Source organism: Cryobacterium sp. TMT1-2-2 (assembly GCF_004403505.1).
Classification (GTDB): Bacteria; Actinomycetota; Actinomycetes; order Actinomycetales; family Microbacteriaceae; genus Cryobacterium; species Cryobacterium flavum.
Genome location: NZ_SOGS01000007.1, coordinates 92,018 through 116,585 on the forward strand (window position 1 = coordinate 92,018; position 24,568 = coordinate 116,585).

25 protein-coding genes are annotated in these 24,568 nt (G+C 65.2%); 15 read left to right on the forward strand and 10 right to left on the reverse strand.

Going from position 1 to position 24,568, the window contains the following annotated elements; translation table 11 throughout:
• The 5 genes from E3T35_RS05710 to csrA are packed head-to-tail and all read left to right on the forward strand — an operon-like array spanning position 1 to position 5,309.
• On the forward strand, positions 1-759 hold the full coding sequence (locus E3T35_RS05710) for a flagellar biosynthetic protein FliR (protein WP_092339728.1): 759 nt from the start codon (positions 1-3) through the stop codon (positions 757-759).
• A complete protein-coding gene (locus E3T35_RS05715; RefSeq protein ID WP_134346708.1) occupies positions 759-1,901 on the forward strand; it encodes a flagellar biosynthesis protein FlhB in 1,143 nt (380 codons plus the stop codon). The genes E3T35_RS05710 and E3T35_RS05715 overlap by 1 nt, the downstream gene beginning before the upstream one ends.
• Positions 1,898-3,949: a flagellar biosynthesis protein FlhA gene (locus E3T35_RS05720; RefSeq protein ID WP_092339730.1), complete on the forward strand. Its 2,052-nt coding sequence runs from the start codon at positions 1,898-1,900 to the stop codon at positions 3,947-3,949. Before E3T35_RS05715 ends, E3T35_RS05720 begins: the two co-directional genes overlap by 4 nt.
• Entirely contained in the window at positions 3,924-4,922 is a 999-nt protein-coding gene (locus E3T35_RS05725; RefSeq protein ID WP_134346709.1) for a hypothetical protein, read from the forward strand. The genes E3T35_RS05720 and E3T35_RS05725 overlap by 26 nt, the downstream gene beginning before the upstream one ends.
• A 9-nt stretch (positions 4,923-4,931) precedes the next feature.
• Positions 4,932-5,309 carry a carbon storage regulator CsrA gene (csrA, locus tag E3T35_RS20170; protein ID WP_134346710.1) on the forward strand — a complete coding sequence of 126 codons (378 nt, stop codon included), beginning with the start codon at positions 4,932-4,934 and terminating at the stop codon, positions 5,307-5,309.
• A gap of 50 nt (positions 5,310-5,359) precedes the next feature.
• Here the strand turns inward: csrA and E3T35_RS05735 are convergent, their stop codons facing one another.
• From E3T35_RS05735 to idi, 8 genes are read right to left on the reverse strand one after another with little or no spacing between them, the layout of a single operon-like run.
• The gene (locus tag E3T35_RS05735) at positions 5,360-5,737 is read right to left on the reverse strand and encodes an RNA-binding S4 domain-containing protein (RefSeq protein WP_134346711.1); all 378 of its coding nucleotides are present in this window, start codon (positions 5,735-5,737) and stop codon (positions 5,360-5,362) included.
• Between the two features lie 33 nt (positions 5,738-5,770).
• Positions 5,771-6,670: a prenyltransferase gene (locus E3T35_RS05740; RefSeq protein WP_134346712.1), complete on the reverse strand. Its 900-nt coding sequence runs from the start codon at positions 6,668-6,670 to the stop codon at positions 5,771-5,773.
• On the reverse strand, positions 6,663-6,983 hold the full coding sequence (locus tag E3T35_RS05745) for a lycopene cyclase domain-containing protein (protein WP_134346713.1): 321 nt from the start codon (positions 6,981-6,983) through the stop codon (positions 6,663-6,665). Before E3T35_RS05745 ends, E3T35_RS05740 begins: the two co-directional genes overlap by 8 nt.
• Positions 6,980-7,303 carry a lycopene cyclase domain-containing protein gene (locus E3T35_RS05750; RefSeq protein ID WP_092339736.1) on the reverse strand — a complete coding sequence of 108 codons (324 nt, stop codon included), beginning with the start codon at positions 7,301-7,303 and terminating at the stop codon, positions 6,980-6,982. Before E3T35_RS05750 ends, E3T35_RS05745 begins: the two co-directional genes overlap by 4 nt.
• Positions 7,300-8,949: a phytoene desaturase family protein gene (crtI, locus tag E3T35_RS05755; RefSeq protein ID WP_134378112.1), complete on the reverse strand. Its 1,650-nt coding sequence runs from the start codon at positions 8,947-8,949 to the stop codon at positions 7,300-7,302. Before crtI ends, E3T35_RS05750 begins: the two co-directional genes overlap by 4 nt.
• Entirely contained in the window at positions 8,946-9,854 is a 909-nt protein-coding gene (locus E3T35_RS05760; RefSeq protein WP_134378113.1) for a squalene/phytoene synthase family protein, read from the reverse strand. The genes crtI and E3T35_RS05760 overlap by 4 nt, the downstream gene beginning before the upstream one ends.
• Positions 9,854-10,900, reverse strand: coding sequence for a polyprenyl synthetase family protein (locus tag E3T35_RS05765; protein ID WP_166789847.1), 1,047 nt, complete (start codon positions 10,898-10,900; stop codon positions 9,854-9,856). Before E3T35_RS05765 ends, E3T35_RS05760 begins: the two co-directional genes overlap by 1 nt.
• Positions 10,893-11,432 (reverse strand): isopentenyl-diphosphate Delta-isomerase, encoded by a 540-nt coding sequence (gene idi, locus E3T35_RS05770; protein ID WP_134346717.1) that lies wholly within the window; start codon positions 11,430-11,432, stop codon positions 10,893-10,895. The genes E3T35_RS05765 and idi overlap by 8 nt, the downstream gene beginning before the upstream one ends.
• Positions 11,433-11,514: 82 nt before the next feature.
• Between idi and E3T35_RS05775 the strand changes: the two genes are divergently transcribed.
• The 7 genes from E3T35_RS05775 (at position 11,515) to E3T35_RS05805 (ending at position 16,055) form a co-directional block, all read left to right on the forward strand.
• Positions 11,515-12,084, forward strand: a complete 570-nt coding sequence (locus E3T35_RS05775; RefSeq protein WP_134346718.1) for a MarR family winged helix-turn-helix transcriptional regulator — start codon at positions 11,515-11,517, stop codon at positions 12,082-12,084.
• Between the two features lie 9 nt (positions 12,085-12,093).
• Positions 12,094-12,642 (forward strand): adenine phosphoribosyltransferase, encoded by a 549-nt coding sequence (locus tag E3T35_RS05780; RefSeq protein WP_092339742.1) that lies wholly within the window; start codon positions 12,094-12,096, stop codon positions 12,640-12,642.
• Positions 12,643-12,698: 56 nt separating this feature from the next.
• Positions 12,699-13,214 (forward strand): NUDIX domain-containing protein, encoded by a 516-nt coding sequence (locus E3T35_RS05785; RefSeq protein WP_092339743.1) that lies wholly within the window; start codon positions 12,699-12,701, stop codon positions 13,212-13,214.
• Between the two features lie 30 nt (positions 13,215-13,244).
• The gene (locus E3T35_RS05790) at positions 13,245-13,862 is read left to right on the forward strand and encodes a CDP-alcohol phosphatidyltransferase family protein (protein ID WP_233197507.1); all 618 of its coding nucleotides are present in this window, start codon (positions 13,245-13,247) and stop codon (positions 13,860-13,862) included.
• A 190-nt stretch (positions 13,863-14,052) separates the two neighbouring features.
• Positions 14,053-14,487: an FHA domain-containing protein gene (locus tag E3T35_RS05795; protein WP_092339870.1), complete on the forward strand. Its 435-nt coding sequence runs from the start codon at positions 14,053-14,055 to the stop codon at positions 14,485-14,487.
• A gap of 29 nt (positions 14,488-14,516) precedes the next feature.
• A complete protein-coding gene (locus tag E3T35_RS05800; RefSeq protein WP_369827364.1) occupies positions 14,517-15,215 on the forward strand; it encodes a MerR family transcriptional regulator in 699 nt (232 codons plus the stop codon).
• A gap of 288 nt (positions 15,216-15,503) precedes the next feature.
• Positions 15,504-16,055: a MerR family transcriptional regulator gene (locus E3T35_RS05805; protein WP_092339744.1), complete on the forward strand. Its 552-nt coding sequence runs from the start codon at positions 15,504-15,506 to the stop codon at positions 16,053-16,055.
• Between the two features lie 186 nt (positions 16,056-16,241).
• On the opposite strand, the gene E3T35_RS05810 is transcribed toward E3T35_RS05805, so the two are convergent.
• Complete coding sequence (locus tag E3T35_RS05810) at positions 16,242-17,054, reverse strand: ParA family protein (protein ID WP_134346942.1); 813 nt, start codon at positions 17,052-17,054, stop codon at positions 16,242-16,244.
• A gap of 78 nt (positions 17,055-17,132) precedes the next feature.
• On the opposite strand from E3T35_RS05810, the gene E3T35_RS05815 reads away from it, so the two are divergent.
• Genes E3T35_RS05815 through E3T35_RS05825 form a run of 3 tightly spaced genes read left to right on the forward strand, consistent with a single transcriptional unit; the run spans position 17,133 to position 22,454 of the window.
• On the forward strand, positions 17,133-20,537 hold the full coding sequence (locus E3T35_RS05815; RefSeq protein WP_134378114.1) for a pyruvate carboxylase: 3,405 nt from the start codon (positions 17,133-17,135) through the stop codon (positions 20,535-20,537).
• A 36-nt stretch (positions 20,538-20,573) separates the two neighbouring features.
• The gene (locus E3T35_RS05820; protein WP_241988744.1) at positions 20,574-21,908 is read left to right on the forward strand and encodes a MinD/ParA family protein; all 1,335 of its coding nucleotides are present in this window, start codon (positions 20,574-20,576) and stop codon (positions 21,906-21,908) included.
• Positions 21,909-21,962: 54 nt separating this feature from the next.
• Positions 21,963-22,454, forward strand: coding sequence for a peptide deformylase (locus E3T35_RS05825; RefSeq protein WP_092339748.1), 492 nt, complete (start codon positions 21,963-21,965; stop codon positions 22,452-22,454).
• Between the two features lie 182 nt (positions 22,455-22,636).
• On the opposite strand, the gene E3T35_RS05830 is transcribed toward E3T35_RS05825, so the two are convergent.
• Complete coding sequence (locus E3T35_RS05830) at positions 22,637-24,469, reverse strand: long-chain fatty acid--CoA ligase (protein ID WP_134378115.1); 1,833 nt, start codon at positions 24,467-24,469, stop codon at positions 22,637-22,639.
• Positions 24,470-24,568: the final 99 nt, after the last annotated feature.

Here is a 24,568-nt window from a genome sequence, read left to right on the forward strand (position 1 = left end):
GTGGAGTTCAACCTCAATTTCGCCTGGATCGAAGCGGTCATGCTGGCCGGTGTGCGCATGGTGGCTTTTCTGGTCATCGCACCGCCGTTCTCCTACCGTGCTTTTCCGGCCCGCATCAAAGCCATGCTCGCCATCGGACTGGCCCTGGCCGTCTCACCGCGGGTCACCGCCGAGTACGTCTCCCAGGACACCGCCGGGTTCGTCGGGGCCCTGATCCTGGAAATCCTGGTCGGCGCCACCCTGGGCTTCCTGGTCTTTCTCGTTTTCGCCGCCGTGCAGTCCGCCGGTGGCCTCATCGACATGTTCAGCGGATTCCAGATGGCGCAGGGCTTCGACCCGCAGTCGATGGTCAACGGCGCCCAATTCACCCGACTGTTCCAGATGACCGCCCTCGCGCTCATGTTCGCCTCCGGCGCCTACCAACTCGTGCTCGGCGGTCTGTTTCGCAGCTACACCGCCATTCCGCTCGGCTCCGGCATCGACCTGGCCGCGCCAGCCCAGGCCATGATCGCCGCTACCACCCAGATGTTCCTCGCCGCCGTGCAGATCGCCGGCCCGCTGCTCGTCGTGCTGTTTCTAGCGGATGCCGGCCTCGGCCTGCTCACTCGGGTCGCCCCCGCGCTCAACGCGTTCGCCCTCGGCTTTCCGCTGAAGATCCTCATCACGCTGAGCCTCGCCGCGACGGTGTTCGTGGCCCTGCCGCGCATCGTCTCTTCCCTCACCGGGCAGGCCCTCGATGCGCTCATGGGGGTGAGGTAGTGTCCGACACCGATTCCGGCGAAAAGACCGAACAAGCCACCCAAAAACGTATGAAGAGGGTGCGCGAAAAGGGCGAACTCTCCAAATCGCAGGATGTCACCGCCTGGCTCGGCGTTGGCGCGGCCGGTCTCATGCTGCCAGCCACCATCGCGGCCGGCGGCGATGCGGGCACGGACCAGATGTATCTGATCGGCACGCTCGCCCGCAATCCAGATCCCAGCGTGGCCGTTGAAGCCCTCGGCAACGGGCTGGCCTCGCTGACCGATATTCTCACGCCGTTTTTCGTCGTGGTGCTCGTCGTCGTGCTGGGCGGAGCAATGCTGCAGGGCGGCATCCACTTCAAGAAATTCGCCGGAAAGTTCGAGCAGTTCAATCTCGTCACGGGCATGAAACGCGTGTTCGGCACCCAGGCACTCTGGGAAGGCGTCAAGGTTCTCGCCAAGACGGCCGCCGTGGGCTTCGTACTGTACTCGGTGATTCAGGGCCTGATGCCGGTGCTGCTGACCGCCGGAGGGCTGCCGGTTTCTGAATTGCTCATCGCGGCCGGCGGCGGCACGGCCGCGCTGCTGCAGGCCGCCGTCGCGGCCGGCCTCGTGCTCGCTGCCGCCGACATCTTCGTCATCATGAAACGCAACCGCAAGAAAACCATGATGACGAAGAAAGAGGTCAAGGACGAGAACAAGGCCTCGGAGGGCGACCCGCTGATCAAATCGCAGCGCCGCTCCCGGCAGTTGATGATGAGCCGCAACCGCATGATCGCCTCGGTGACCGATGCCAATGTCGTGCTGGTAAACCCCACCCACGTGGCCGTCGCCCTCAAATATGAGCCGGGCAAATCGGCGCCGCGCGTGGTCGCCAAGGGAGTCGGGCACCTGGCAGCCCGCATTCGCGCGCAAGCCGACACCGATCATGTTCCCATCGTGCAGGACGTGCCGCTCGCGCGGGCGCTGCACGCTGCGTGCGAGATCGGCGACGAGATACCCACGGAACTGTACAACGCTGTCGCCAGGGTGCTCGCCTTCGTCATGGCACTGAAGAAGCGGGGGAGCACGGCGGGAACCCACACCATGAGCGCACTGGCCGCTGCACCGTTTGCTCCATCATCCTCATCAACACCGCAGACTGCCGGAGGCCGTTCGTGAATCGCAATCTCATCAAGCTCGCCGTTCCGGTCGGCGTGGTCGGCATCATTCTGCTGCTGGTCGTACCGATTCCGGCCGGTCTGCTCGACATCCTGATCATCCTGAACATCATGCTGGGCCTGGTCACCCTGCTCACCACCATGTTCGTGAAGAAGCCGCTGGACTTCTCGGTATTTCCGTCGCTGCTGCTGGTGGCGACCCTGTTTCGTCTCGGTCTCAACGTGGCATCCACTCGTCTGGTTTTGGGCGAAGGCTATGCCGGCCAGGTGATCGAGGCGTTCGGGCACGTCGCCGTCGGCGGCTCGATCATCATCGGCGCCGTCATCTTTCTGATTCTTGTCGTCATCCAGTTCGTTGTCGTCACCAAGGGTGCTGAGCGTGTGGCCGAGGTCGGGGCTCGATTCACCCTCGACGCCATGCCGGGCAAGCAGATGGCGATCGACGCCGACCTCAACGCCGGCCTGATCACGGATGCGCAGGCCAAGGATCGTCGAGCTGAAGTCTCGGCCGAGGCCGACTTCTACGGCGCCATGGACGGTGCGTCGAAGTTCGTCAAGGGTGACGCGATCGCCGGCCTGATCATCATCATCATCAACATCATCGGCGGCATCGCGATCGGCATGCTGCAGCGTGGTTTGGAGATCGGCGAGGCGGTCAACACCTACGCCCTGCTGACCATCGGTGACGGCCTCGTCACCCAGATTCCGGCACTGCTCATGGCGGTCTCCACCGGCATGATCGTCACCCGCTCGAACGCGGAGACCGACATCGGTTCGACGGCATCCGCTCAGCTGACGCAGTCGCGGAACGCCTTGACCATCGCCGGTGCCGCAGCAGTGCTCATGGCGCTGATCCCTGGTATGCCGGTGCTGCCGTTCCTCATCGTGGGGATGGCGCTCATGCTGATCGCCCAACGAATCAAGGCCGGCGAAGTCAGCAAACAGGCGAGCATCGAGGCCAGCACGGCGTCGGAGAAGAGCGCTCCCAAGACCGACACGACCGAAGACCTGATCGAGCAGATGCGCGTGCACGCGCTTGAGATCATGCTTTCGCCTGACCTGGTCGATCTCGTCTCCGGCGCCTCCGACGACCTGCTCGCTCGGGTACGGGGCCTCCGGCGTAAAATCGCTATGGATCTTGGCGTGGTCGTGCCCCCGGTGCGCACCAGGGACAGCGTCGATCTGCCGTCGTCGACCTATGTGATTCGCATCGCCGGCGTCGAATATGGGCGCGGCCTGGCACCGGCCGGCAAAGTACTCGCCCTCGGCGACGCCCTGGACACCCTGCCGGGGCAGGTCACGATCGAGCCGGTGTTCGGCCTGGCCGGCAAGTGGGTGCCGAGCGAAATGCGGCACAGCGCCGAGATGACCGGAGCCACCGTGATCGACCGGGTCTCGGTGGTGGTCACCCACCTGTCTTCGATCATCACCACGAACGCGGCCCGACTACTCACCCGGGAAGACGTGCGAGTGCTCACGGATGGCGTCAAACAGGTCAATCCCTCGGCCGTCGACGATCTCATTCCCGGTCTGCTCTCCCTCGCCGAGGTACAGCGGGTGTTGCAGGGCCTGCTGGTCGAGCAGATTCCGATCAACGACCTGCCGCGCATCTACGAGGCGCTCTCGCTGCGCGCGAAGGCCTCGAACGATGCGGAGGGTCTGGTTGAGGCCGCGCGGCAGGCGCTCGGCCCGGCGCTGACCGCACAGTATCTCGATGGCACGCTGCTGCGCGTGATCATGATCGACCCCACTCTCGAACAGTCCATGCTCGAGGGGTTGCGCCCCTCCGATCAGGGCACGCAGATTCTGATGGATCCGGCGCGCCTGGAGACGGTGCTCGCCTCGGTGCGCAGCTCGGTGGCCAAGGTGGAGGCGAGCGGGCAGACTGCTGTGCTGGTGTGCGCTCCGGCGCTGCGGCCAGCCATCCGCCGCCTCATCTCCACGCAGACCGGCGGTCTGCCGGTATTGTCGTATCAGGAAGTAACATCGGCGAATGTGACCATTGAGACAGTGGGTGTGGTCCGTGGAGCCGAAACGATTTCTGCTTGAGGGTCCGACCCTGCGGGAGCTGCAGGAACGCGTCGTCGCCGAGCACGGTGCCAACGCCACCATCATCGCCGCCGAACGGGTCACAGTCGGCGGGATCCGCGGATTCTTCGCGCGCCAGCACTACGAGATCACCGTCGAGGTGCTGGAGCCGTCAGAGCGTAAGAAGTCGGCGCATGCCGGCCTTGATATCTCGGCCCGGCTGGGTATAGCGGCGCTGCTCGACGACGCCGACGAGGCTGAATTCCAACTGCACCCGGCCCAGCCGTCGCCGCAGCTCTCGACGACCTCTGACGGTTTCGCCAAGCTCATGGACGAACTCACCTTCGCGACCGGCCGCGATGTGGTGCCGGATGCCGCACCCGAGCCGGTCGCGGACGCGGTTCCCGCCCGGGGCTCGGCACCAGCACCGAGCCCCGCCCGCCCGGCGTTGGCCCGACCCCCGGTACCGGCCCCGCTCACTCGGCCCGGAGACCTGGTTCTGATCGTCGGGCTCGAGGAAGACCCACTCACGATCGCTCGTCTTATGCTGCGCGTGGCCGGTGCGGGCGAGCTGCGCATCGCCGGCACCCTGCTGGAGGAGCGCATCGAGCGGGTCGACGACCGGCGCGGTGCCATGCTGGCCAGAGCCCACGGCGTGGATATCGGCCACAGCACCTTCATCGCCTACGGCCTCGAACCCGCGTCTGACGCTCTCGCTCGAGCGGCAACCCTCACCGCAATCGGTGCCGACCAGGTTTGGGTGGTCGTCGACGCGAGTCGAAAGCCCGAGGACACCATCCGCTGGGTCAATATGGTCGTCACCGCTATTCAGGTGCACGCCGTGGCCGCGCTCGGTCGCCAATTCACGACCTCGCCGGCCACCGTCGACGACCTCGGACTGCCGGTGGAGTGGATGGACGGGCGGGTCGCGGCGGCGCCGACCGGCCGCCGGGCTGCACCGCCGCATTCTCGACCCACCGAGCGCGAACGGTAGGCTGGAACGATGCTCGTTCTGACACGCAAACCGGGGGAAAAGATCCTCATCGGTGACGATATCGTCATCACCGTGCTTGACGCCCGCGGCGACAGTGTGCGCATCGGCATCGACGCACCGCGGGGCGTGAAGATTCAACGCGACGAGGTCGTGCGCGCGGTCAGCGAGGCAAACCTCGCGGCGAGCCACATCGACACCGCCGCCGAAGATCGCATCAAACGATCCCTCGGCGTTCTCGCCGCGCTGCAGTCGGCCCAGTCGGCCCAGTCGCGCCAGGCGCAGCCAGCACCCGCAGTAACACCGGAAGCGCTGATACCGGCCCCAGCACCGAAATCAGCCGAGCCTCGGCCCAAGCCGGCTCTGCCGCACCCGCCGACACACGCCTGAGCGGTCAGCGCAAGCGCAGCATCCGCTTTGACGTGCGTTTGTCGTAGTGCTCACTCGTTGATATGGCCCCGCAGCTCGTCGATCTCTCGGCGCTCGCGCTTGGTCGGGCGCCCGGCGCCGCGGTCGCGCATCGGCACGAGTGCGACCTCTTCGCGGGGCGGTGGCGGGGGAGTCTTGTCGACGTAGCACTCGGCGGCGATCACGGCGCCGACCCGTTTGACCACGAGACGCGACACGATCAGCACCCGGTCGAAACCGTCGCTGCGCACACGAACCTCATCACCGATGTGCAGGGCCTGCGCGGCTTTGGCTTTGTCGCCGTTCACCCGCACGTGCCCGGCGCGGCAGGCGGTTGTGGCCATTGATCGGGTCTTGAACAAGCGCACGCCCCAGCTCCAGCTGTCGACGCGGGCAGAGGTAAGCTCCATCCCTTCACTCTAGCCAACGGGCCGAGTCGAAAATCAGCCGCCCTGCCGCACCCAGAGGATCAGCAGCATGGTCACGACAAAACCGGTGAAGAAATTGAGCCAGAGAAATCGTTTCCAGCCGCGGTTGGCGCTCTCGGACAGCTCGTCACTGACCGACCAGAACGGCAGCGCCGCCAGAATGTAGGGAACGGCCAGCACCGCGGCGAGCGGCCCTGGCCAGGGGATGGCGAGCATCAGCAGACCGGCCAGACCCCAGAAGGTGATCGCGAGGCGCACCGTCGGCCAGGCGCCGAGCGCTGTCGCGATGGACGCGATTCCGGCCTGGCGGTCGGGCTCGACGTCCTGTACGGCACCGAAGGCGTGGCTGGCCATGCCCCACAGAAAGAAGGCGGCGAGCAGGGCCAGCAGCCCGAGGTTCACGGTGGCACCGGCCACGACGAGGCCATAGATGGCGGGGCTGACAAAGTGGGTGCTCGAGGTGATCGAGTCCAGAATGGGCCGTTCCTTGAATCGCAACCCGCGCACCGAGTACGCCACCACAGCGAACAGGCTGACGGCAAGCACGACCCAGGAGAGCGGATGTCCAGCCCCCGCCAACCACACCATCGCACCGCCGACAAGCACACAGCTGAGGACGCCCGCGGCAATCACCGTTCGGTGCAGTGCGGGGTGCAGCAGCGCCCCCTCGGCACCGCCCTTCCGGGGGTTTCGCAAATCGGACTCGTAATCAAAAACATCGTTGATGCCGTACATCAGCAGGTTGTACGGAATCAGAAAGAACAGCGTGCCCACGATCAGCGTCGCGTCCACACGCCCGGTGGTCACAACGTAGGCGGCGGCAAACGGAAAAGCCGTGTTGATCCAGCTGAGCGGCCGCGACGACTGCACAACCTGCCGGGTCTTCCACCCTGAAGTGCCGAGCTGCTCAGTCATCCGTTTGTCCTAACCTGGTGCCGCCCACCAATGTCCACAGCGCCGGAAGCAGAATCGCCGCGGCGAGCGGGTAGGCAAAATCTTCGATCGGGGCGAGAAGAACGAACAGGCCCGAAATATGCTCCGGGTCATAGCTGAACAATCCAGCCCCAATCATCAGGTTATCGAACAGGGCCGTGAGCAGCAGTGTCAGCAGCAGCGCGGAGGCAACGCGCACGACGAAGCGAGCCGAAATCAACCGGCGCAGGGCGGCCACTGCGGCTACGAGCGCGGCGACGGCGAGAAAGACCGCGTTCAGGAGCAGGTAGGTCACTTGGTAGCCCGCCGGCCCTGAACCAGCCGGGCCCCCTGCACCAGGTTCATGGTGAGGTAGCAGAGAAAAGTGAGAAAGAAGAATTCCTCGAGCGGCAGTTCCGGCGCCAGCTGCACGCCGGTCATCAGCGATGTTTCCCCGCGGTAGAAGATACCCAGGCCGATGCCGGCGAGGTCCCAGCCGAGAAAGAACAGCACACCGATACCGAGCACCAGGGCTGCCCGGCCGGGCGAACGCCAGAAAAACAGCCGAAAACGCCAGTCCAGCACCACCATGCCTCCAAGCGAGACCAGCAGCGTCAGCAGGTACAGAACGCTCACGAGGGCGGCGCAGACTCCGCTGGGGTGTCGGAATATCCTCCGAATCCTCCGAATCCTCCGAATCCGCCAGGCACGGCCGGCCGGCCTGGCCGGGCCGGCAGCGGTTCGGGCAGCGGTCCGGTGCTGGTGTCGTGGCGCATCCGCTTGAGTAGAATTTCAGCGCTGATCAGGCACATCGGCAGTCCGATGCCGGGAATCGTGGTGCCGCCAGCGTAATACAGGCCGGAAATCTTCTTCGACATATTCGATCCGCGCATGAAGGCGCTCTGTCGTAGCGTGTGGGCCGGCCCGAGAGCGCCGCCCTTCCAGCTATTCAGGTCGTCGGCGAAGTCGGCCGGGCCGACGGTGCGTCGCACCGTGATGCGGGCGGCGAGGTCGGGGATTCCGGCCCACTGGGCGATCTGCGCGATGGCGGCATCCGCTATCAGCTCGATCGTGACTGAACCGGCACCGTTGATGCCGCCGGCACCGAGGGCCACATCGGCCGGAACGGGCACGAGCACGAACAGGTTGCTGTCGCCGGTCGGTGCGACCGAGGGGTCGGTCGCGCTCGGCATGCAGACGTACAGCGACGCGGGCGACGGCACCGATGTCGTCTTACCGAAGATCTGGCCGAAGTTCTTGCCCCAGTCCGTCGTGAAAAACAGTGAGTGGTGTTGCAGCTGGGGGAGCTCACCGCTCACGCCGAGCATGACCAACACGGCTCCCGGGCCCGACCGGCGTTTCTGCCACCAGCGTTCCGGGTAGGTCTGCAGTGCGGTCGGCACCAATTCGGTTTCGGTGTGGTGCAGGTCGGCGGCCGAGACGACGCTTTCGGAGTCGAGGCTCACCGACTGCCCAGCGGAATCCCGGTAGCTGACCCCGGCGACGGTTTTGTCACCGTTCACCCGAATAGCGGTGACCGTAGCTTCGGTGATCACTCGAACGCCTTCGGATCGGGCTATCGCTGCGATGCTGTCGATCAGCGTGCTGAATCCGCCCTGCGGGTAAAGCACTCCGTCGGCGAGGTCGAGATGACTCATCAGGTGATACATCGACGGCGTGAGGTTGGGCGCCGAACCCAGGAAGACCGCGGGGTACCCGAGAATCTGACGCAGCCGTGCGTCAGTCACGAAGCCCGCGACGAATTTGTCGAGCGGTTGCAGCAGCAGACGCGCCAGTCGACCGAGACGGCGCAGTACGTCGGGCACCAGGAACGGGCGGAACGATTCGTAGCTCGAATACAGAAATCGCTTCACGGCCATGTCATAGGTTTCGGTCGCCGAGTCGAGATACCGATCGAGCGCCCGTCCGGCCCCCGGCTGCACCGATTCAAACAAGCGGATGTTTGCGGCCCGGTCGGCGCGAATATCCACCGGAACAGGGTCACCCTCAAAGAGCACCCGGTAGCCGGGGTCGAGTTTCACGAGGTCGAGCTGCTCGGCCGAGCTGGAGCCGAACAGACGGTAGAAGTGCTCGAACACCTCCGGCATCAGGTACCACGATGGGCCCTTGTCGAAGCGAAATCCTTCGGTCTCCCAGAGGCCGGCCCGGCCGCCGAGTTCGGCGCGGGATTCCAGGAGGGTGACGTCGTGGCCTTCCCTGGCAAGCAGGGCGGCGCTGGCCAGACCGGCGATCCCGCCGCCGATCACGATGGTGCGTGTCATCGCTTCCACGCGCCGCGGCCGATGGTGGAGTTCAGGGCGATCATTAGTTTCTCTCCATCCGGCACCCGCACGCGGGAGCGCAATAACTGGTTGGTCGGGGTCGACCGCAGCCGTCGGGACAGCCGGGTGAACAGGCCCTGTGCGGCGGCGACGGCGCGCCGGCAGCCAGCAGGCAGCAGCGGCAGAACGGCACTGGCAATTGCGAGGTCGGCATCGATGTCGTCGAGGATCACGTTCTTCTGCGCGTCGGTGAGGTGCAGCGGGTCGATCCCCGGAAAATAATTGCGGCCGAGGACCTCGCGATCACAGGACAAGTCGCGCAGAAAATTGATCTTCTGAAAAGCCGCGCCGAGGTGGCGTGCACCGTCTTCGAGCACACTGAGTTCGGAGTCGTTGCGCGGGGACCAGTGCACGAAAGTGCGCAGGCACATGAGCCCGATCACCTCGGCTGAACCGTAAATGTACTCGGCTACGCCCTCGGCGCTGAACGGGGTCGGGTCAAGGTCACGGCGCATCGACGCGAAGAAGGGGGCGATCAGGCTGGAGTCGATTCCGCACTGCCTGGCCGTAGCGGCAAAGGCGTGCACGACCAGATTGGTGCTGTAACCACGCACGATGGCACGTTCGGTTTCTAGTTCGAGTTCGTCCAGCAGCTGCCGCTGTTCCTCTATCCCGACGCCGGCCTCGGTGGCGGCTCCGTCGACGATCTCGTCGGCGATGCGCACGAGGGCATAGATCGTTCGTACCGGGGTGCGCACCCGGGAGTCGAGCAGCCGGGCGGCAAGGCCGAACGACGTGGAATAGTGTCCGATCACCGTCGCGGAACTGGCCCGCGCGGTCTCCGCGTATTTGAGCAGATTCGTGTCGGAGGCCGTTCGAGACGATACTGCTCGCAGCGGCGTCATCAGCGGGCCCGATTCACGGCGGCCTCGGCCAACTCGATCAGGGTTGCCCGCAGCTCGGCGGGAATGATCGCCGGGTCGAGCGTGTCGACTGCCAGTCGAGAATGGTCGTAGGCCAGCCCCTCAGCGGCCGCTTTCGCACCGCAGGCGCGCAGGTGCTCCCGCGCCCGTTCCGCTTCCTCCTCGCTGAGGTCGATCTTGCCGAGATACGGCGCAATCAGCGACCAGCTCTCGGTGCCGCCGGCGTGGGCGATCAGCGCGGTCTGCTTGCCCTCGCGCAGGTCGGCGGTGACGCTCTTGCCGGTCTTGACCGGGTCGCCGAACACCCCGAGCAGATCGTCGGTGAGCTGAAAGGCCACCCCGACGAGACGTCCGTACCGCCCGAGCAGGCGAATCGCCTCGGCCGAGGCTCCGGCCAGCACCGCCCCGGCTTGGAGCGGCGCTTCGAAGGAGTAGACGGCGGTTTTGTTCTCCAGGGTGGTGATGACCTCCTCCACGCTGAGCGGATGCTGCGCCGAACTGTTGGTCACGTCGGCCAATTCCCCGGCGGCCGAGACGAACACCGCCCGGTCGAGCAGGTCGAGCAGCCGCAGCCTGGTGTGCACGTCGACCGGCAGCTTGGCCAGCGCCCGATGCGCCTCACTGAGCGCCAGGTCGCCGGCGAGAATAGCGGCCGCCGCCGCCCAGACCCCGGCCTGGTCGGCAACGGCTCCGTGCGCGAGCGCCCGGTCGTTGAAACGCCCGGCAATGTTGGCGACCCCGCGACGCGCCAGGTCGCGGTCGATGACATCGTCGTGAATCAGAAATGCCGTGTGCAGCAGCTCAAAGCTCACGGCGACCGGTGCTACCAGGGACTGATCACGACCACCGAAACCGGCATAGGCGGCGAGCACGAGCGCGGGGCGCACGCGCTTGCCGCCACTGCTGGCCTGCTCCAGGGAATCCCACAACGCCACATAGTGCTCGCCGTAGTCGCTCGCGCGCAGTCGTGCGGCCGCGAAAAACCGGGTCAGTTCGGTTTCGACGCCCGTCGCGACCGTGTCAAGCACGAAAAGTGTCCAGCTGCTGCACCTGCAGAGCCATCCACGGGCTGAACGCCCACGGGGCATCCGTCACTGCCCGGTACAGGTCTGCGGGGCGGGTCCAGGCGTATTCGGCGACCTCGTCGGGGTTCGGCGTGGGTTCGGCGACGGTCGTGGCCAGATAGACGGGGCAGATCTCGTTCTCGACGATGCCATTACTGTCGGTGGCACGGTACCGAAACTGGGGGAGTGCGAGATCGATGTGGTCGAGCTCGAGCCCGAGTTCAAATCCGGCCCGGCGGGTGACGGCCTGCGTCAGCGGTTCGGTGGGAAGCGGATGCCCACAAAACGAGTTGGTCCAGACACCCGGCCAGGCCTTCTTGGTCAGCGCCCGTCGAGTGACGAGCACTTCGCCGAGCGGATTGAGGACATAACACGAGAACGCCAGGTGCAGGACGGTGTCCGATCCGTGGATGCTGTGCTTCGGCGCGGTACCAATGTGGCGGCCCTCGTCATCGAGGAGGATTACGTGCTCATCAAGGGTATTGGCGGTGTGCACGTGTGCTCCCCTTCTTTTTGTAACCTTAACATGATCGGAAATAACTAACCAAGTTAGCGACTGCCCACGTTACCATGGGGATATGTCCCACGATGAGAGTAACCCCCCAGCGCCCGGGACGTACTGGTACGACCCCAAGAACGCCGGAGTTTCTTCGGCCATGGAGGTTTTGCGTGCCGTGCGCCGGTTTCGCGTGGCCGACGCCGCGATGCGTCAGCGCGCCCAGGCTGAGATGCAGATCAATGAAACAGACCTGATGGCCATCCGTCACCTCATCGCCTGCGAACGCCAAAACCGCGTCGCCAGCCCCAAGGATCTCAGCGAATTCCTGAACATCTCGTCGGCCGCCACCGCGAAGCTCCTCTCCAGGCTCACGGCGTCTGGCCACATTCGCCGGGAGGTGAACCCGGATGACGGTCGGGCCCAGCGTCTGTTCGCTACCTCGTCCTCGCACGAGCAGATGCGGCAGGCGCTGTCGGGAACGCACCAGCAGCTCATGCAGGTCGCCGTGGGGCTCTCCGCCGACCACCAGGCGGCCGTTGTGCATTTTCTCGACGCGATGAGCGCCATCGCCATGATGCCGCACCCGGACACAGTGGCCCGGGAAGCGGCGGCCGCTGCAGCGCCGGGCGGGGAGCCGGCATCCGCTTAAGATGGATCAGTGACTCAACTCTCTGCCACTGCGCCGAAATCTGCCGCCTCCTACGTTGAGGCCCTGCTGGCCTCGTACCCCGATTTTCCCAAGCCTGACATCCTGTTCCGCGACCTCAACCCGGTATTCGCCGACGCGGTCGCTTTTCGCGCAATCATCGACGACCTGGCCGACCAGCACCGAGGCCGATTCGATGCCGTAGCCGGTATCGAGGCTCGCGGTTTTCTGCTGGCGGCCGCAGTTGGGTACGCGGCGAACGTGGCTGTCCTGGCCGTGCGTAAGGGCGGCAAGCTGCCAGGCACCGTGCTGACCGAAGAATACGAGTTGGAATACGGCTCGGCCCGACTCGAACTCGAAATCGGCCAGCTGCCGGCCGGCAGCCGAGTTCTCATCCTTGACGACGTCCTCGCCACGGGTGGCACGATCGCGGCCACGAGCCGTCTCATCGATCGGGCCGGCTACACCCTCACCGGCGTCGGTGTCGTGCTCGAGCTGACCGACCTGCACGGTCGTGAGCGTCTGGGCACCACGGCGGTACACGCGATCATGTCGATCTAGGTCAGCTGAGCCAAATTTCGTACGAACCTCAGGGCTGCGTGGGGCATGCTTGGACCATGACTGAGAGTTCGGGTGTCGATGCGAGCGTCGCGCGCGGGGCGGCCGTCCCGCCGGTCGGCCCGGGCCGGGACAGCGGCGACGCCTGGGTTCACGCTCCCGATGGTCGCAAATTCTGGGGCCGATTCGGTGCGGCCGGGCTCCTCGTTCATCATCCGCGCCTCGGAGTGTTGCTGCAGCATCGCGCCGTCTGGAGTCATTTCGGCGATACGTGGGGGCTTCCGGGTGGAGCTCGCCACGAGAACGAAAGTGCGATCGACGCCGCCCTGCGCGAAGCAAGGGAAGAGGCCGGCGTGCCAGCGCACCTGGTGCAGGTCAAATTCACGTCCCTATTCGACTTGGGATTCTGGTCGTACACGACCGTCGTCGTGGAGGCGACCGAGGAGTTCGAACCGGTGATCAGCGACCAGGAGAGCATTGCCCTGCGCTGGGTTCCGGCTGGTTCCGTTGATCTACTCGCCCTTCATCCCGGTTTCGCTGCCAGCTGGCCCACGCTGCGGGGGCGGCTGGATTGAAATCTGGCCCCACTCGATAGACTCTTTCTCGTGACGACGGCAGTGAACGGGGTGGTGAGCGATCGGGTGCTCACCCTGCCCAACGTGCTGAGCCTGCTGCGGCTGGTACTGGTGCCGGTTTTTCTCGTACTCCTCGCCCAGGGAGAGGATGCCTGGGCTTTGGTCGTGCTCAGCATCTCCAGTTTCACCGACTGGCTCGACGGGTTTCTCGCGCGGCGCTGGAACCAGATCACCCGCCTCGGCCAACTGCTGGACCCGGCCGCCGATCGCCTCTATATCTTTGCGGCTCTGATCGGACTCGCCTGGCGCGATCTGGTCCCGTGGTGGATTGTGCTGGTCATCGTGGGGCGTGACGTCTTTCTGCTGGCCTTGGGCGTCATCCTCGCAAACTATGGGTTTGGCCCGCTGCCGGTGCACCACCTCGGCAAGGTGGCGACCTTCTGCCTGTTCTACGCCCTGCCGATGATCATGCTCGGACAGGCCTTTCCTGCACTGGAATGGTGGTCGCAGCCGATGGGCTGGGCGTTCGGTCTCTGGGGCGCTTTTCTGTACTGGTGGGCCGGCATTATTTATGCCATTGAAACGATGCGAGTGATTCGGCTGCCAAGGGTCGCCCCGGGTGTATCTTCCGATACGCTGGAACGATAGGAGGTGCATGATGGTCGATCTAGCCGGAAAGAATAATTCCGAGGAGCAGAACGAGGCCGTGCCCACAGATCAGCCCGAAAACCCGACGACAGGCGAAGCAATGCCCAGCAAGGCGCAGTCCACCCCAGCATCCTCTACTCCTGGCTCCACCGGTGTCGAGACGCCCGGCGAATCGACCACGGTGCACGACATGCTCAGCACCGACACAACGATGAATTTCAGCCAGGAGTTCGCCGCCCAGATCGCGTCGATCAACTCGAACGTCACGGCCGAGGAGCAGGAATCCATCGCCGCTCTGCCCTCCGGGTCGGCGCTCATGGTCGTTCGTCGCGGACCCAATGCCGGTGCCCGTTTTCTGCTGGACGCCGATCTCACGAGCGTCGGTCGCCACCCGAACGCCGACATCTTTCTCGACGACGTCACGGTCTCGCGTCGGCACGCCGAGTTCCTGCGTAACGGCACAACCTTCACGGTGAAAGACCTCGGCTCGCTCAACGGCACGTACTTCGATGGTGAGCGCATCGAAACCGCTGCTCTGACCGACGGCGCCGAGGTGCAGGTCGGCAAGTTTCGTCTCACCTTCTACGCGTCGCGCCTCGACCTCGCCCGCGCGGCGAGCGAGTAGTGGCGGCAAACTCCGCCCAGGCTCGTTCCGTGTCTGTGTCGGAAGCTCAAGGGCAAGCTCCGGGATCAGCGCCGCTGCTGAGTATCGGCCAGGTCCTGGCACGCCTCACCCCGGAATTCACCGAACTGACTCCGTCGAAGCTGCGCTTTCTCGAGGAACAGGGCCTCGTCGCCCCGGCCCGCACGGAATCCGGCTACCGCAAGTTCTGCACCAGCGACGTCGATCGCCTGCGACTGATCCTGTCGATGCAGCGCTATCAGTACCTTCCCTTGAAGGTCATCCGCTCCTATCTGGATGATCTGGATGCCGGGCTGTCGCCGGTCTTGCCTGGCGGAACCACCCCCGGAGCGTCGATGCTCGGCACGTCGCGTCGTCTCACCCGCGACGAACTGCTGCGCGAAGCCGGGGCATCCGCCACGCTCCTGCACGATGCTGTCTCCGCGTCGATCATTCTGCCCGCCGAACACTACGGCGACAGCGTGCTGCACGTGCTGCGGGCCCTTGTCGAGCTGCAACGCAGTGGAATCGAACCGCGGCACCTCCGAGGCTTTCGCGGTGCGGCGGAACGCGAACTCGGCCTCATCGAAAGTGCGCTCGTGCCGCTCGCCCGGCGTAAAGACGCCTCCAGCCGGGCGAAGGCAGCTGAAATGGCGGTCGAAATCGCCGGGCAACTCGAGGTCATTCGAGGCAGCCTGATTCGCTCCGCACTGGGCCGACTGACCAACTAGGTCGTAGACTGATTCAGGTTCAAGAGACACCGTCGTCGATTTGATCCGGTCGCTTCCTGGCGGGGCCGCCTGCACTCGACCGACACGCCAAATCGGTCACGCGAATGTCATGCTGCGAGGCACTTCACCTCGGTACCGTAGGTAGAGCGATCCACAGCAGGACATCGTCATAACATCAGTATTCCGTTCACGTCCGAACCACAGATAATTCCGCAACACAGTGGCTTTACGCTCGCTTCATCGCAGCTGCAGGTCACGGCACCGCGTAACCCCCGAGAGGCAACCCATATGAGTGAGCTCAAGCCTGACGCTGACGCTTCGCGTTACTCGTTAGGACTGCTGTTCACCGATGGCATGCCCGAGCTTGATGAAAACTCCGGCTACCGCGGCGCTGTCGCCGCGCGTGCGGCCGGCATCAGCTACCGTCAGCTCGACTACTGGGCCCGCACCGGCCTGGTCGAACCCACAGTGCGTGGCGCGGCCGGTTCTGGTTCCCAGCGCCTCTACGGCTTTCGCGACATCCTCGTGCTCAAGCTTGTCAAACGTCTGCTTGACACCGGCATCTCTCTGCAACAGATTCGCACCGCGGTCAACCAACTGCGCGAGTCGGGAATCAGCGACCTCGCCCAGACCACGCTCATGAGCGACGGCGCGAGCGTCTACCTGTGCACCTCCAACGATGAGGTCATCGACCTGGTCAGCCGCGGCCAGGGCGTCTTCGGGATCGCCGTGGGCAAAGTTCTCCGCGAGGTCGAGACTAGCCTGGTCGAACTCGACATGCATCCGGTCGACCCCGCCGACGAGCTCGCCGCCCGTCGTTCCACCCGCAAAATCTCCTAGCGTCCGCTTTTCGGTCCGAGGTGCCCGCCATTCGCGTGTGCGGGACTTGCGCCGCTGCGCGCGAGGCGAAACTGGGGCGTATTGGCGTAAGTCCCGCGCGCCGCGGTGCGCTGGGATTCTGGCCAGGCTGCATCTGCGCAGAAGCCCAGGCTCGATTTAGCGACCTCGCAGAAGCCTAGGTTCGAACTAGACCGCAGGGGCCTCGGCGTACTCGCCGATGCGCGCCGTGCGCAGCACCCGGTCGAGCAACTGGTCGAAGTAGCCCGCCATCTCGAGCGCACTGTCGCCCGGCCAGATGTGCAGCGGCTTCGCGGCGCCCTGCGCCTGCTGCAGCGACGTACGCTCCGGCAGTTGCGGGCTGAGCACGAGCGGCCCAAACATGTCGCGCAACTCCTTGATGCGAAACTGGTGCTCGAGCGACGCCATGCGGGCCCGGTTCACAATGATGCCGAGCGGCTGCAGGCGCGGGCTGAGGCCTCGGCGAATTTCTTCGATCGCGCGCAGCGCACGGTCTGCTGCAGCAACCGAGAACAGGCCGGGCTCTGTAACGACCGCGACGCGGTCGCTCGCGGCCCACGCGGTGCGGGTGAGGGCGTTGAGCGACGGTGCACAGTCGATGAGCACGAGCTCATAGTCTTTCTCGATCGTCGAGAGCGCTTCCTCGAGTTTCCAGATATCGCGGATGCTCGGGTGCGGCCCGTCAAAGTTGATCGCCGACGGGCTGCCGATCATGACGTCGATCGTGCCGGAACGGTTGCGGGTCCAGCCGCTCGGGGCAATAGCCGCGCGCACCGTCTTTTCCTTGGGTGAGCCGAGAACATCGGCAACGTTGAGGTGACCGGCTACCTGGATATCCATACCGGTTGACACGTCAGACTGCGGATCGAGATCCACAACGAGTGTGCGCACGCCGCGGGCGAAGGCAGCAGAAGCCAGACCAAGGGTCACAGTGGTCTTGCCGACACCACCCTTGAGGGAACTTACGCTGAGTACGTGCATGAGTAGCAAGGTTACCTTCACTAGGGTTAGAGAACCTAACCGTTAGCTGTGCGCCCCGTACGCCCTCGAAAGGCTTGCATGTTTGAGAAAATCCTTGTTGCCAACCGCGGAGAGATCGCGATCCGTGCCATGCGTGCGGCGTACGAGCTCGGAGCCAAGACTGTGGCGGTGTTTCCATTCGAGGATCGTAACTCGTTGCACCGTCTGAAAGCCGACGAGGCGTACCAGATTGGTGAGACCGGGCATCCGGTTCGTGCGTATCTGGACGTGAGTGAAATCATCCGGGTGGCCAAGGAATGTGGCGCTGACGCCATCTACCCCGGCTACGGTTTTCTGTCGGAGAACCCCGAGCTCGCCGATGCGTGCGCCCAGGCTGGCATCACCTTCATCGGCCCCGGCGCCGACGTGCTCGAAATGGCCGGCAATAAGGTCACCGCGAAAGAGCACGCCATTGCGGCCGGCGTTCCGGTGTTGAAATCGACGCAGCCATCGACCGACGTCGAACTGCTCATTATCCAGGCCGATGAAATTGGCTTCCCCATCTTTGCCAAGGCCGTCGCCGGCGGTGGCGGGCGCGGCATGCGCCGCGTCGCCAAGAAGAGCGAGCTGCGCGGCGCCCTCGAAGAAGCCATGCGCGAGGCGAACAGCGCCTTCGGCGACGCCACGATGTTCCTCGAGGCCGCAGTGCTGCGCCCCCGTCACATCGAGGTGCAGATTCTGGCGGATGCCGCCGGTGAGACGGTGCATTTGTTCGAGCGCGACTGCTCGGTACAGCGTCGCCACCAGAAGGTCATCGAGATCGCTCCGGCGCCGAACCTGAGCGATGAGATCCGGGTGCAGCTCTACGCCGACGCCATCAAGTTCGCCCGCTCGATCGGCTACGTCAACGCCGGCACCGTGGAGTTCCTGCTCGACACCGTCGGCGAACGCGCCGGCCAGCACGTGTTCATCGAAATGAACCCGCGCATCCAGGTGGAGCACACCGTGACCGAAGAGGTCACCGATGTCGACCTCGTACAGGCGCAGATCCGCATCGCGGCGGGGGAGACCCTGGCCGAGATCGGCCTCACGCAGGGCGAGATCCGCCTGCGCGGCGCGGCACTGCAGTGCCGCATCACCACCGAGGACCCCGCGGCCGGGTTCCGCCCGGACACCGGTAAGATCACCACCTACCGGTCACCCGGCGGCGCCGGCATCCGCTTGGATGGTGGCACGGTCAACACGGGCGCGCAGATCAGCCCGCACTTCGACTCGATGCTCGCCAAGCTCACCTGCCGCGGCCGTGACTATGCAGCCGCCGTGGTGCGGTCCAAGCGTGCGCTGGCCGAATTCCGTATCCGCGGCGTCTCCACCAACATCTCTTTTCTGCAGGCAGTGCTCGACGACCCCGACTTCGCCGCCGGCGACCTGAGCACCTCGTTCATCGACGAACGCCCCGAGCTGCTGCGCGGCCGGGAATCCAAGGACCGCGGCACCAAGATTCTCAATTGGCTTGCCGAGGTCACGGTCAACCAGCCCAACGGCGTGCCGCCGACCACGGTGCACCCGCGCGACAAGCTGCCGCAGCTTGACATCACGACCCCGGCCCCCGACGGCTCCCGCCAGAAGCTGCAGCTGCTCGGCCCGACCAAATTCGCCGCCGATCTTCGGGCCCAAACCGCTCTGGCCGTCACCGACACGACGTTCCGGGATGCCCACCAGTCGCTGCTGGCGACCCGGGTGCGTACCAAAGATCTCGTGGCCGTGGCACCGTATGTGGCCCGGCTGACCCCGCAGCTGCTCTCGGTCGAGGGCTGGGGCGGCGCTACCTACGACGTGGCGCTGCGTTTTCTCGGCGAAGACCCGTGGGAACGCCTCGCCGCCCTGCGGGAAGCCCTGCCGAACATCAACCTGCAGATGCTGCTGCGCGGCCGCAACACGGTGGGCTACACCCCGTACCCGACCGAGGTGACCGACGCGTTCGTGCGAGAGGCCACGGACACCGGCGTGGACATCTTTCGCATCTTCGACGCCCTCAACGATGTGTCACAGATGCGCCCGGCTATCGACGCGGTGCTGAACACCGGTACCGCCCTGGCCGAGGTTGCCGTCTGCTACACCGGCGACCTGCTCGACCCGGCCGAGAACCTCTACACCCTCGACTATTACCTGCGCCTGGCCGACCAGATCGTCGAAAGCGGCGCCCACGTCATCGGCATCAAGGATATGGCCGGGCTGCTCCGCCCGAGCGCCGCCGAGAAGCTCGTTAGCGCGTTCCGCGAACGCTTTGACCTTCCGGTGCACGTGCACACCCACGACACTCCGGGCGGCCAGCTGGCCACCCTGCTGGCGGCCGCCCGTGCGGGCGCCGACGCCGTGGACGTGGCCTCGGCTCCGATGGCCGGCACGACCAGCCAGCCGTCGGCATCCTCACTGGTGGCGGCCCTCGCTCACACCGAACGGGACACCGGCATTTCGCTCAAGGCCACGACCGACCTCGAACCGTACTGGGAGGCCGTGCGCACCCTGTACACGCCGTTCGAATCGGGCCTCTCCGCCCCGACCGGCCGGGTCTACTCGCACGAGATCCCGGGCGGGCAGCTCTCCAACCTGCGCACCCAGGCCGTCGCGCTCGGCCTGGCCGACCACTTCGAACTGATTGAAGACATGTACACCGCCGCGAACACTATCCTCGGCCGCGTGCCCAAGGTGACCCCGTCTTCGAAGGTGGTCGGCGACCTCGCCCTCTACCTCGCCGCGGTGAAGGCCGACCCGGCCGACTTCGAGGCGAACCCTGACAAGTACGACGTGCCCGACTCCGTCATCGGATTCATGGCTGGCGAGCTCGGCGAACTGCCCGGCGGCTGGCCGGAGCCGTTCCGCACCAAGGTGCTCGCGGGCCGCGACGTACGCGTTGGTGTCACCGAGATCACCGCGGGGGAGCGCACCGCCCTCGGCGCATCGAGTGCCGAACGTCGCGCGATGCTCAACCAGCTGTTGTTCCCGGCGCCGACCCGCCAGTTCGAACAGGTCAAGGAAAGCTACGGTGACCTGTCCGTCATCGATACCGTCGATTATCTCTATGGCCTGCAGCAGGGTCAGGAACACGCCGTCGAAATCGCTAAGGGCGTGCGACTCTACGTGGGCCTGGAAGCCATCGGTGAAGCCGACGACAAGGGTATGCGCACCGTCATGACCATCCTCAACGGCCAGCTGCGCCCGGTGTTCGTGCGCGACACGAGCATCACGGTGCAGACCAAGATCGCCGAAAAAGCGGATGCCAACCAGCCCGGTCAGATCGCCGCACCCTTCTCCGGCGTGGTCACCCTGCAGGTCGAGGAAGGCGCTCACGTTGAAGCCGGCCAAAGCGTCGCGTCGATCGAAGCCATGAAAATGGAAGCGGCGATCACCACCTCGATCGCCGGAACCATCGAACGTGTCGCCATCCCGCTCACCCAGCAGGTCGATGCGGGCGATCTGCTCGTGGTTGTGCGTCCGCGCTAAGATTAGGGCCGTTATCGACCAGTTGAGGATGTACCCGTGCCAGACAAACGTACTGACGACCAGAGCGCGCCCGCGCGCCCGGTGTCTGCCGCCAAGCGAACCCGTGACGAGCGCGACGACTATCACAGCGAGTTGCCGCCGCACACGATCGACAACCTCGCTGCGTCCCTGCCCGAGAGCCTGAGCGTTCCGATCGAGGTGCCGGTCGGGCCCCGCCGCTCGGTGCCTGCCGTGGGCCGGTCGGCCGGGGGCATCGGCCTCGACACGACCCGGATCGTGTCCACCCCGGCCACCCACACCGTTGAAATCTCGACGCCGGCGCCGGCCCGTTCAGCCGGAGCCAGCTCGGCCATCGAATCGCTCTCCCGAGCGGATGCCGCCTCCACAGTTCGGCGCGACCGCATCCGTACCGAAAACAGCACGGCCCCCGAGTCGGCCGCCATGCTCACCTCTGATCGCCTGCTCGCGGTCAACCGTAAGACCCGCAAGGCGCCGCAGGGCACCTGGCCCGAATTCGTCTACGCCCTCACCCTGCACCTGGTCAACCTGGGCGACTCCGCCAAGGTGCAGGCCTACAAGGAGATGGACGAGCGCATCCGCCGCCAGTTTGAGGGCGGCACGCGGTTCGTTCCGATCCTCACCCGCAAGGGCGGCGTCGGCAAGACCACGGTCACGACCCTGCTCGGAATGGCCCTGGCGGATGCCCGCGACGACCGCATCATCGCCATCGACGCCAACCCTGACCGCGGCACACTCTCCGAACGCGTGAGCAAGCAGACCAGGTCGACCGTGCGCGACGTCGTCTCCAAGGCCGCATCGATCGGCAACTTCACCGACTTCTCCGCTCTGGTCTCCCGCGACGAAACGCGCCTCGACATTCTCGCCTCCGACACCGACCCGCTGCTCTCCGAGGCGTTCGACGAGAACGACTACAACGTCGTCGCCGACCTCGCGGCCCGCTACTACTCGATCGCACTCACCGACTGCGGTACCGGCATCGTGCACTCGGTCATGCGGGCCACCCTGCAGCGCGCCGACTCCATCGTGATCGTCTCCGGCGGCAGCGTCGACGAGGCCCGTCTGGCCTCCGAAACTCTCACCTGGCTCGAAGCCAACGGCTACGGCGACCTCGTGCGCAACGCGATCGTCGCCCTCAACACCGCCACCCAGGGCACCAACCTGGTTCGCCTCGAAGAAATCGAGTCGCACTTTCGCTCCCGCGTACGCGAGATCGTGCGCATCCCCTACGACCCTCAACTTGCCGCCGGCAGCGTCGTCTCCTACAAAGATCTCAAGCCGATCACCCGGCTGGCAGCACGAACGCTCGCCGAACTGGTCGTCGAGGGGCTCCCCACCGACCGCAACCTGTAGCGAGCCGCGCGCTCGTTCGTCTTTCACACCACCCGCCTACCGAGGAGTCTCCCCGTGCCCGAACGCCAGATCCGTCTCTTCGGAGATCCGGTGCTGAAGACCGTCTCCGACCCCATCGACGGGATCGACGACCGGGTGCGCGGCTTGGTGCAGGACCTGGTCGACAGCGTGCGACTGCCCGGGCGGGCCGGCGTCGCGGCCTCGCAGATCGGCGTGAACCTGCGAGCGTTCAGCTACAACGTCGACGGTGTCATCGGCTACATCCTCAACCCCACGGTCGTTGAACTCTCCGGAGAGCCCGACCTCGTCGACGAGGGCTGTCTCTCCGTTCCGGGACTCTGGTACCCCACCAAGCGCTACCCGTTCGCCCGGGTCACCGGCATCGACCTCGACAATAATCTCATCGAGCTCTCCGGCACCGGCATCATGGCCCAGGCTTTACAACACGAAACCGATCACCTCGACGGCTACCTCTACATCGACCGCCTCGACAAGGACAACCGCAAGGCCGCGATGAAGGAAATCCGAGAGTCCACCTGGTTCTAGCCCCCACCCAGGATTCCGGACATCGCGCTCGGACGAAGCCTCGAGCGGTTCGAATGTGAGGGAGCGGGGGAAGTATTTCGCGGAGTTGCGATGTTTGAGCGGGGAGCGGAATGCTTTTCCCGGCCCCGACCCACAAAAAAATGCCCGACCCACAATAAGAGTGAGCCGGGCCCGCCCTCAAACTACTCGCGCAGCGAAATCCCCTCGGTGACCGGCGCGCCAGAGTACATCGCCTCAATCTCACCGGCGAAGTCCCGCAGAATGATATTGCGCTTGATACTCATCTTCGGCGTCAGATGCCCGCTGTCCTCGGTGAGCTCAATCGCCAGCAGCGTGAATTTACGAATCGACTCCGCCCGCGACACACCCTCATTGGCATGGTCGACCGCGCGCTGAATCTCCGCGAGCACAGTCTTATTGACGGATGCCTGCGCGAGCGACATTCCGGCATCCTCTTGATTGTTGTTCAACCACACCGGCAGCATGTCGGGGTCCAGCGTGATGAGCGCGCCGATGAACGGCTTCTGGTCGCCGACGACGACGACCTGGCCGATCAGCGGATTCGCGCGAATGGGGTCTTCGAGCGCCGCCGGGGCCACGTTCTTGCCGCCGGCCGTCACGATGATTTCCTTCTTGCGTCCGGTGATGGTGAGAAAACCGTCGGCGTCGAAGTCACCGATGTCGCCGGTTTTCAACCAGCCGTCATCGAAGGCGTCCGCGGTGGCCTGCGGGTTCTTCCAGTACTCCTTGAAGACGTTGACGCCCTTGACCTCGATCTCGCCGTCGTCCATGACGCGCACCGAGACACCCGGCAGGGGCGGCCCGACAGTGCCGATTTTGGCCCGGGTGGCCAGCCCAACGGTGGCCGGGGCCGTCGTCTCGGTCAGGCCGTAGCCCTCGAGAATGACGATACCCAGGCTCTTGAAGAAGTGACCGAGGTGAGCACCGAGCGGCGCCGAACCGGAGACCGCCCAGACGACTTTGCCGCCCATCGCGGCCCGCAACTTGCTGTAGACGAGCTTGTCGAACAGCGCGAACTTGATCTTCATGCCGAGCGGAATCGCCGTTCCGGCCTGCACCAGCTTGGAATGCTCAACGGCCACGTGGGCCGCAGCATCGAAGATCTTGCCCTTGCCGCCGGCGACAGCCTTCTGCTGGGCCGAGTTGTAGACCTTTTCGAACACCCGCGGCACTGCGAGCAGGAAGGTCGGCTGAAAGCTGCCGAGCGCGGCCAGGAGCGTTTTGGTGTCAGCTTGGTGCCCGACGCGCACGCCGGCGTGCACGCACAAGACCGAGATGAATCGGGCAAAGACGTGGGCAGTCGTGATGAACAGCAGGGTCGAGGCACCTTCGGGATGAACCAAGACTTCCTTCAGGGCTACCGCAGCGTTGCGGCTGGTCTCGAGGAAGTTCGCGTGGGTGAGCACGCAGCCCTTGGGCTTGCCGGTTGAACCGGAGGTGTAGATGAGGGTGGCCATGTCGTCACCGACGGCGAGGTTGCGGCGGCGTTCGATCTCGGAGTCCGTCACCTCGACGCCCCCGGCCACGAGCTTGTCGAGGTCGCCCAGGTCGATCTGCCAGACCGAACGAATGGCGGCCAGCTCCGGGTGTACCTCGTCAAAGCGCGCGAAATGGTCTGCGGTTTCGACGATGACCGACATGGCGCCGGAGTCGCTGAGGTTCCACTGCACCTGGCTGGGCGAGCTGGTCTCATAGACCGGTACCAGAATTGCTCCGGCGAACCAGACGGCGAAGTCGATCAGGGTCCACTCGTAGCGGGTCTTGCAGATGAGCCCGATCTTGTCGCCGGGCTCGATGCCTGCGGCGACGAAACCCTTGGCCAGCGCCACCACCTGGGCGTGGAACTCCCGAGTGGTCACGGGCAGCCACTGGCCGCCCCGCGGCAGCGAAAACAGAACGAGATCGGGAGTCGCATTGAGGCGGTCCATGAGCAGGTCGGTAATGTTGGCGCCAGGATCGGCGGGAACGACGGCGGGCATATCAAACTGTTTCACGGCAACTCCTTTGGTACCGGCTGAACGTGCCAACTGCCCGAACGCCGAAGAATTCTGCGTTGAGCGGGTGTTTCGTCCAGCGGCAAACTGGTTTACTAC

Excerpts from the sequence above, each read along its gene's own strand:
- csrA (WP_134346710.1), top strand. The coding sequence starts at position 4,932 with ATGCTCGTTCTGACACGCAAACCGGGGGAAAAGATCCTCATCGGTGAC.
- E3T35_RS05735 (WP_134346711.1), bottom strand. The coding sequence starts at position 5,737 with ATGGAGCTTACCTCTGCCCGCGTCGACAGCTGGAGCTGGGGCGTGCGC.
- E3T35_RS05740 (WP_134346712.1), bottom strand. The coding sequence starts at position 6,670 with ATGACTGAGCAGCTCGGCACTTCAGGGTGGAAGACCCGGCAGGTTGTG.
- crtI (WP_134378112.1), bottom strand. The coding sequence starts at position 8,949 with ATGACACGCACCATCGTGATCGGCGGCGGGATCGCCGGTCTGGCCAGC.
- E3T35_RS05760 (WP_134378113.1), bottom strand. The coding sequence starts at position 9,854 with ATGACGCCGCTGCGAGCAGTATCGTCTCGAACGGCCTCCGACACGAAT.
- E3T35_RS05775 (WP_134346718.1), top strand. The coding sequence starts at position 11,515 with ATGTCCCACGATGAGAGTAACCCCCCAGCGCCCGGGACGTACTGGTAC.
- E3T35_RS05785 (WP_092339743.1), top strand. The coding sequence starts at position 12,699 with ATGACTGAGAGTTCGGGTGTCGATGCGAGCGTCGCGCGCGGGGCGGCC.
- E3T35_RS05795 (WP_092339870.1), top strand. The coding sequence starts at position 14,053 with ATGCTCAGCACCGACACAACGATGAATTTCAGCCAGGAGTTCGCCGCC.
- E3T35_RS05805 (WP_092339744.1), top strand. The coding sequence starts at position 15,504 with ATGAGTGAGCTCAAGCCTGACGCTGACGCTTCGCGTTACTCGTTAGGA.
- E3T35_RS05810 (WP_134346942.1), bottom strand. The coding sequence starts at position 17,054 with ATGCACGTACTCAGCGTAAGTTCCCTCAAGGGTGGTGTCGGCAAGACC.
- E3T35_RS05815 (WP_134378114.1), top strand. The coding sequence starts at position 17,133 with ATGTTTGAGAAAATCCTTGTTGCCAACCGCGGAGAGATCGCGATCCGT.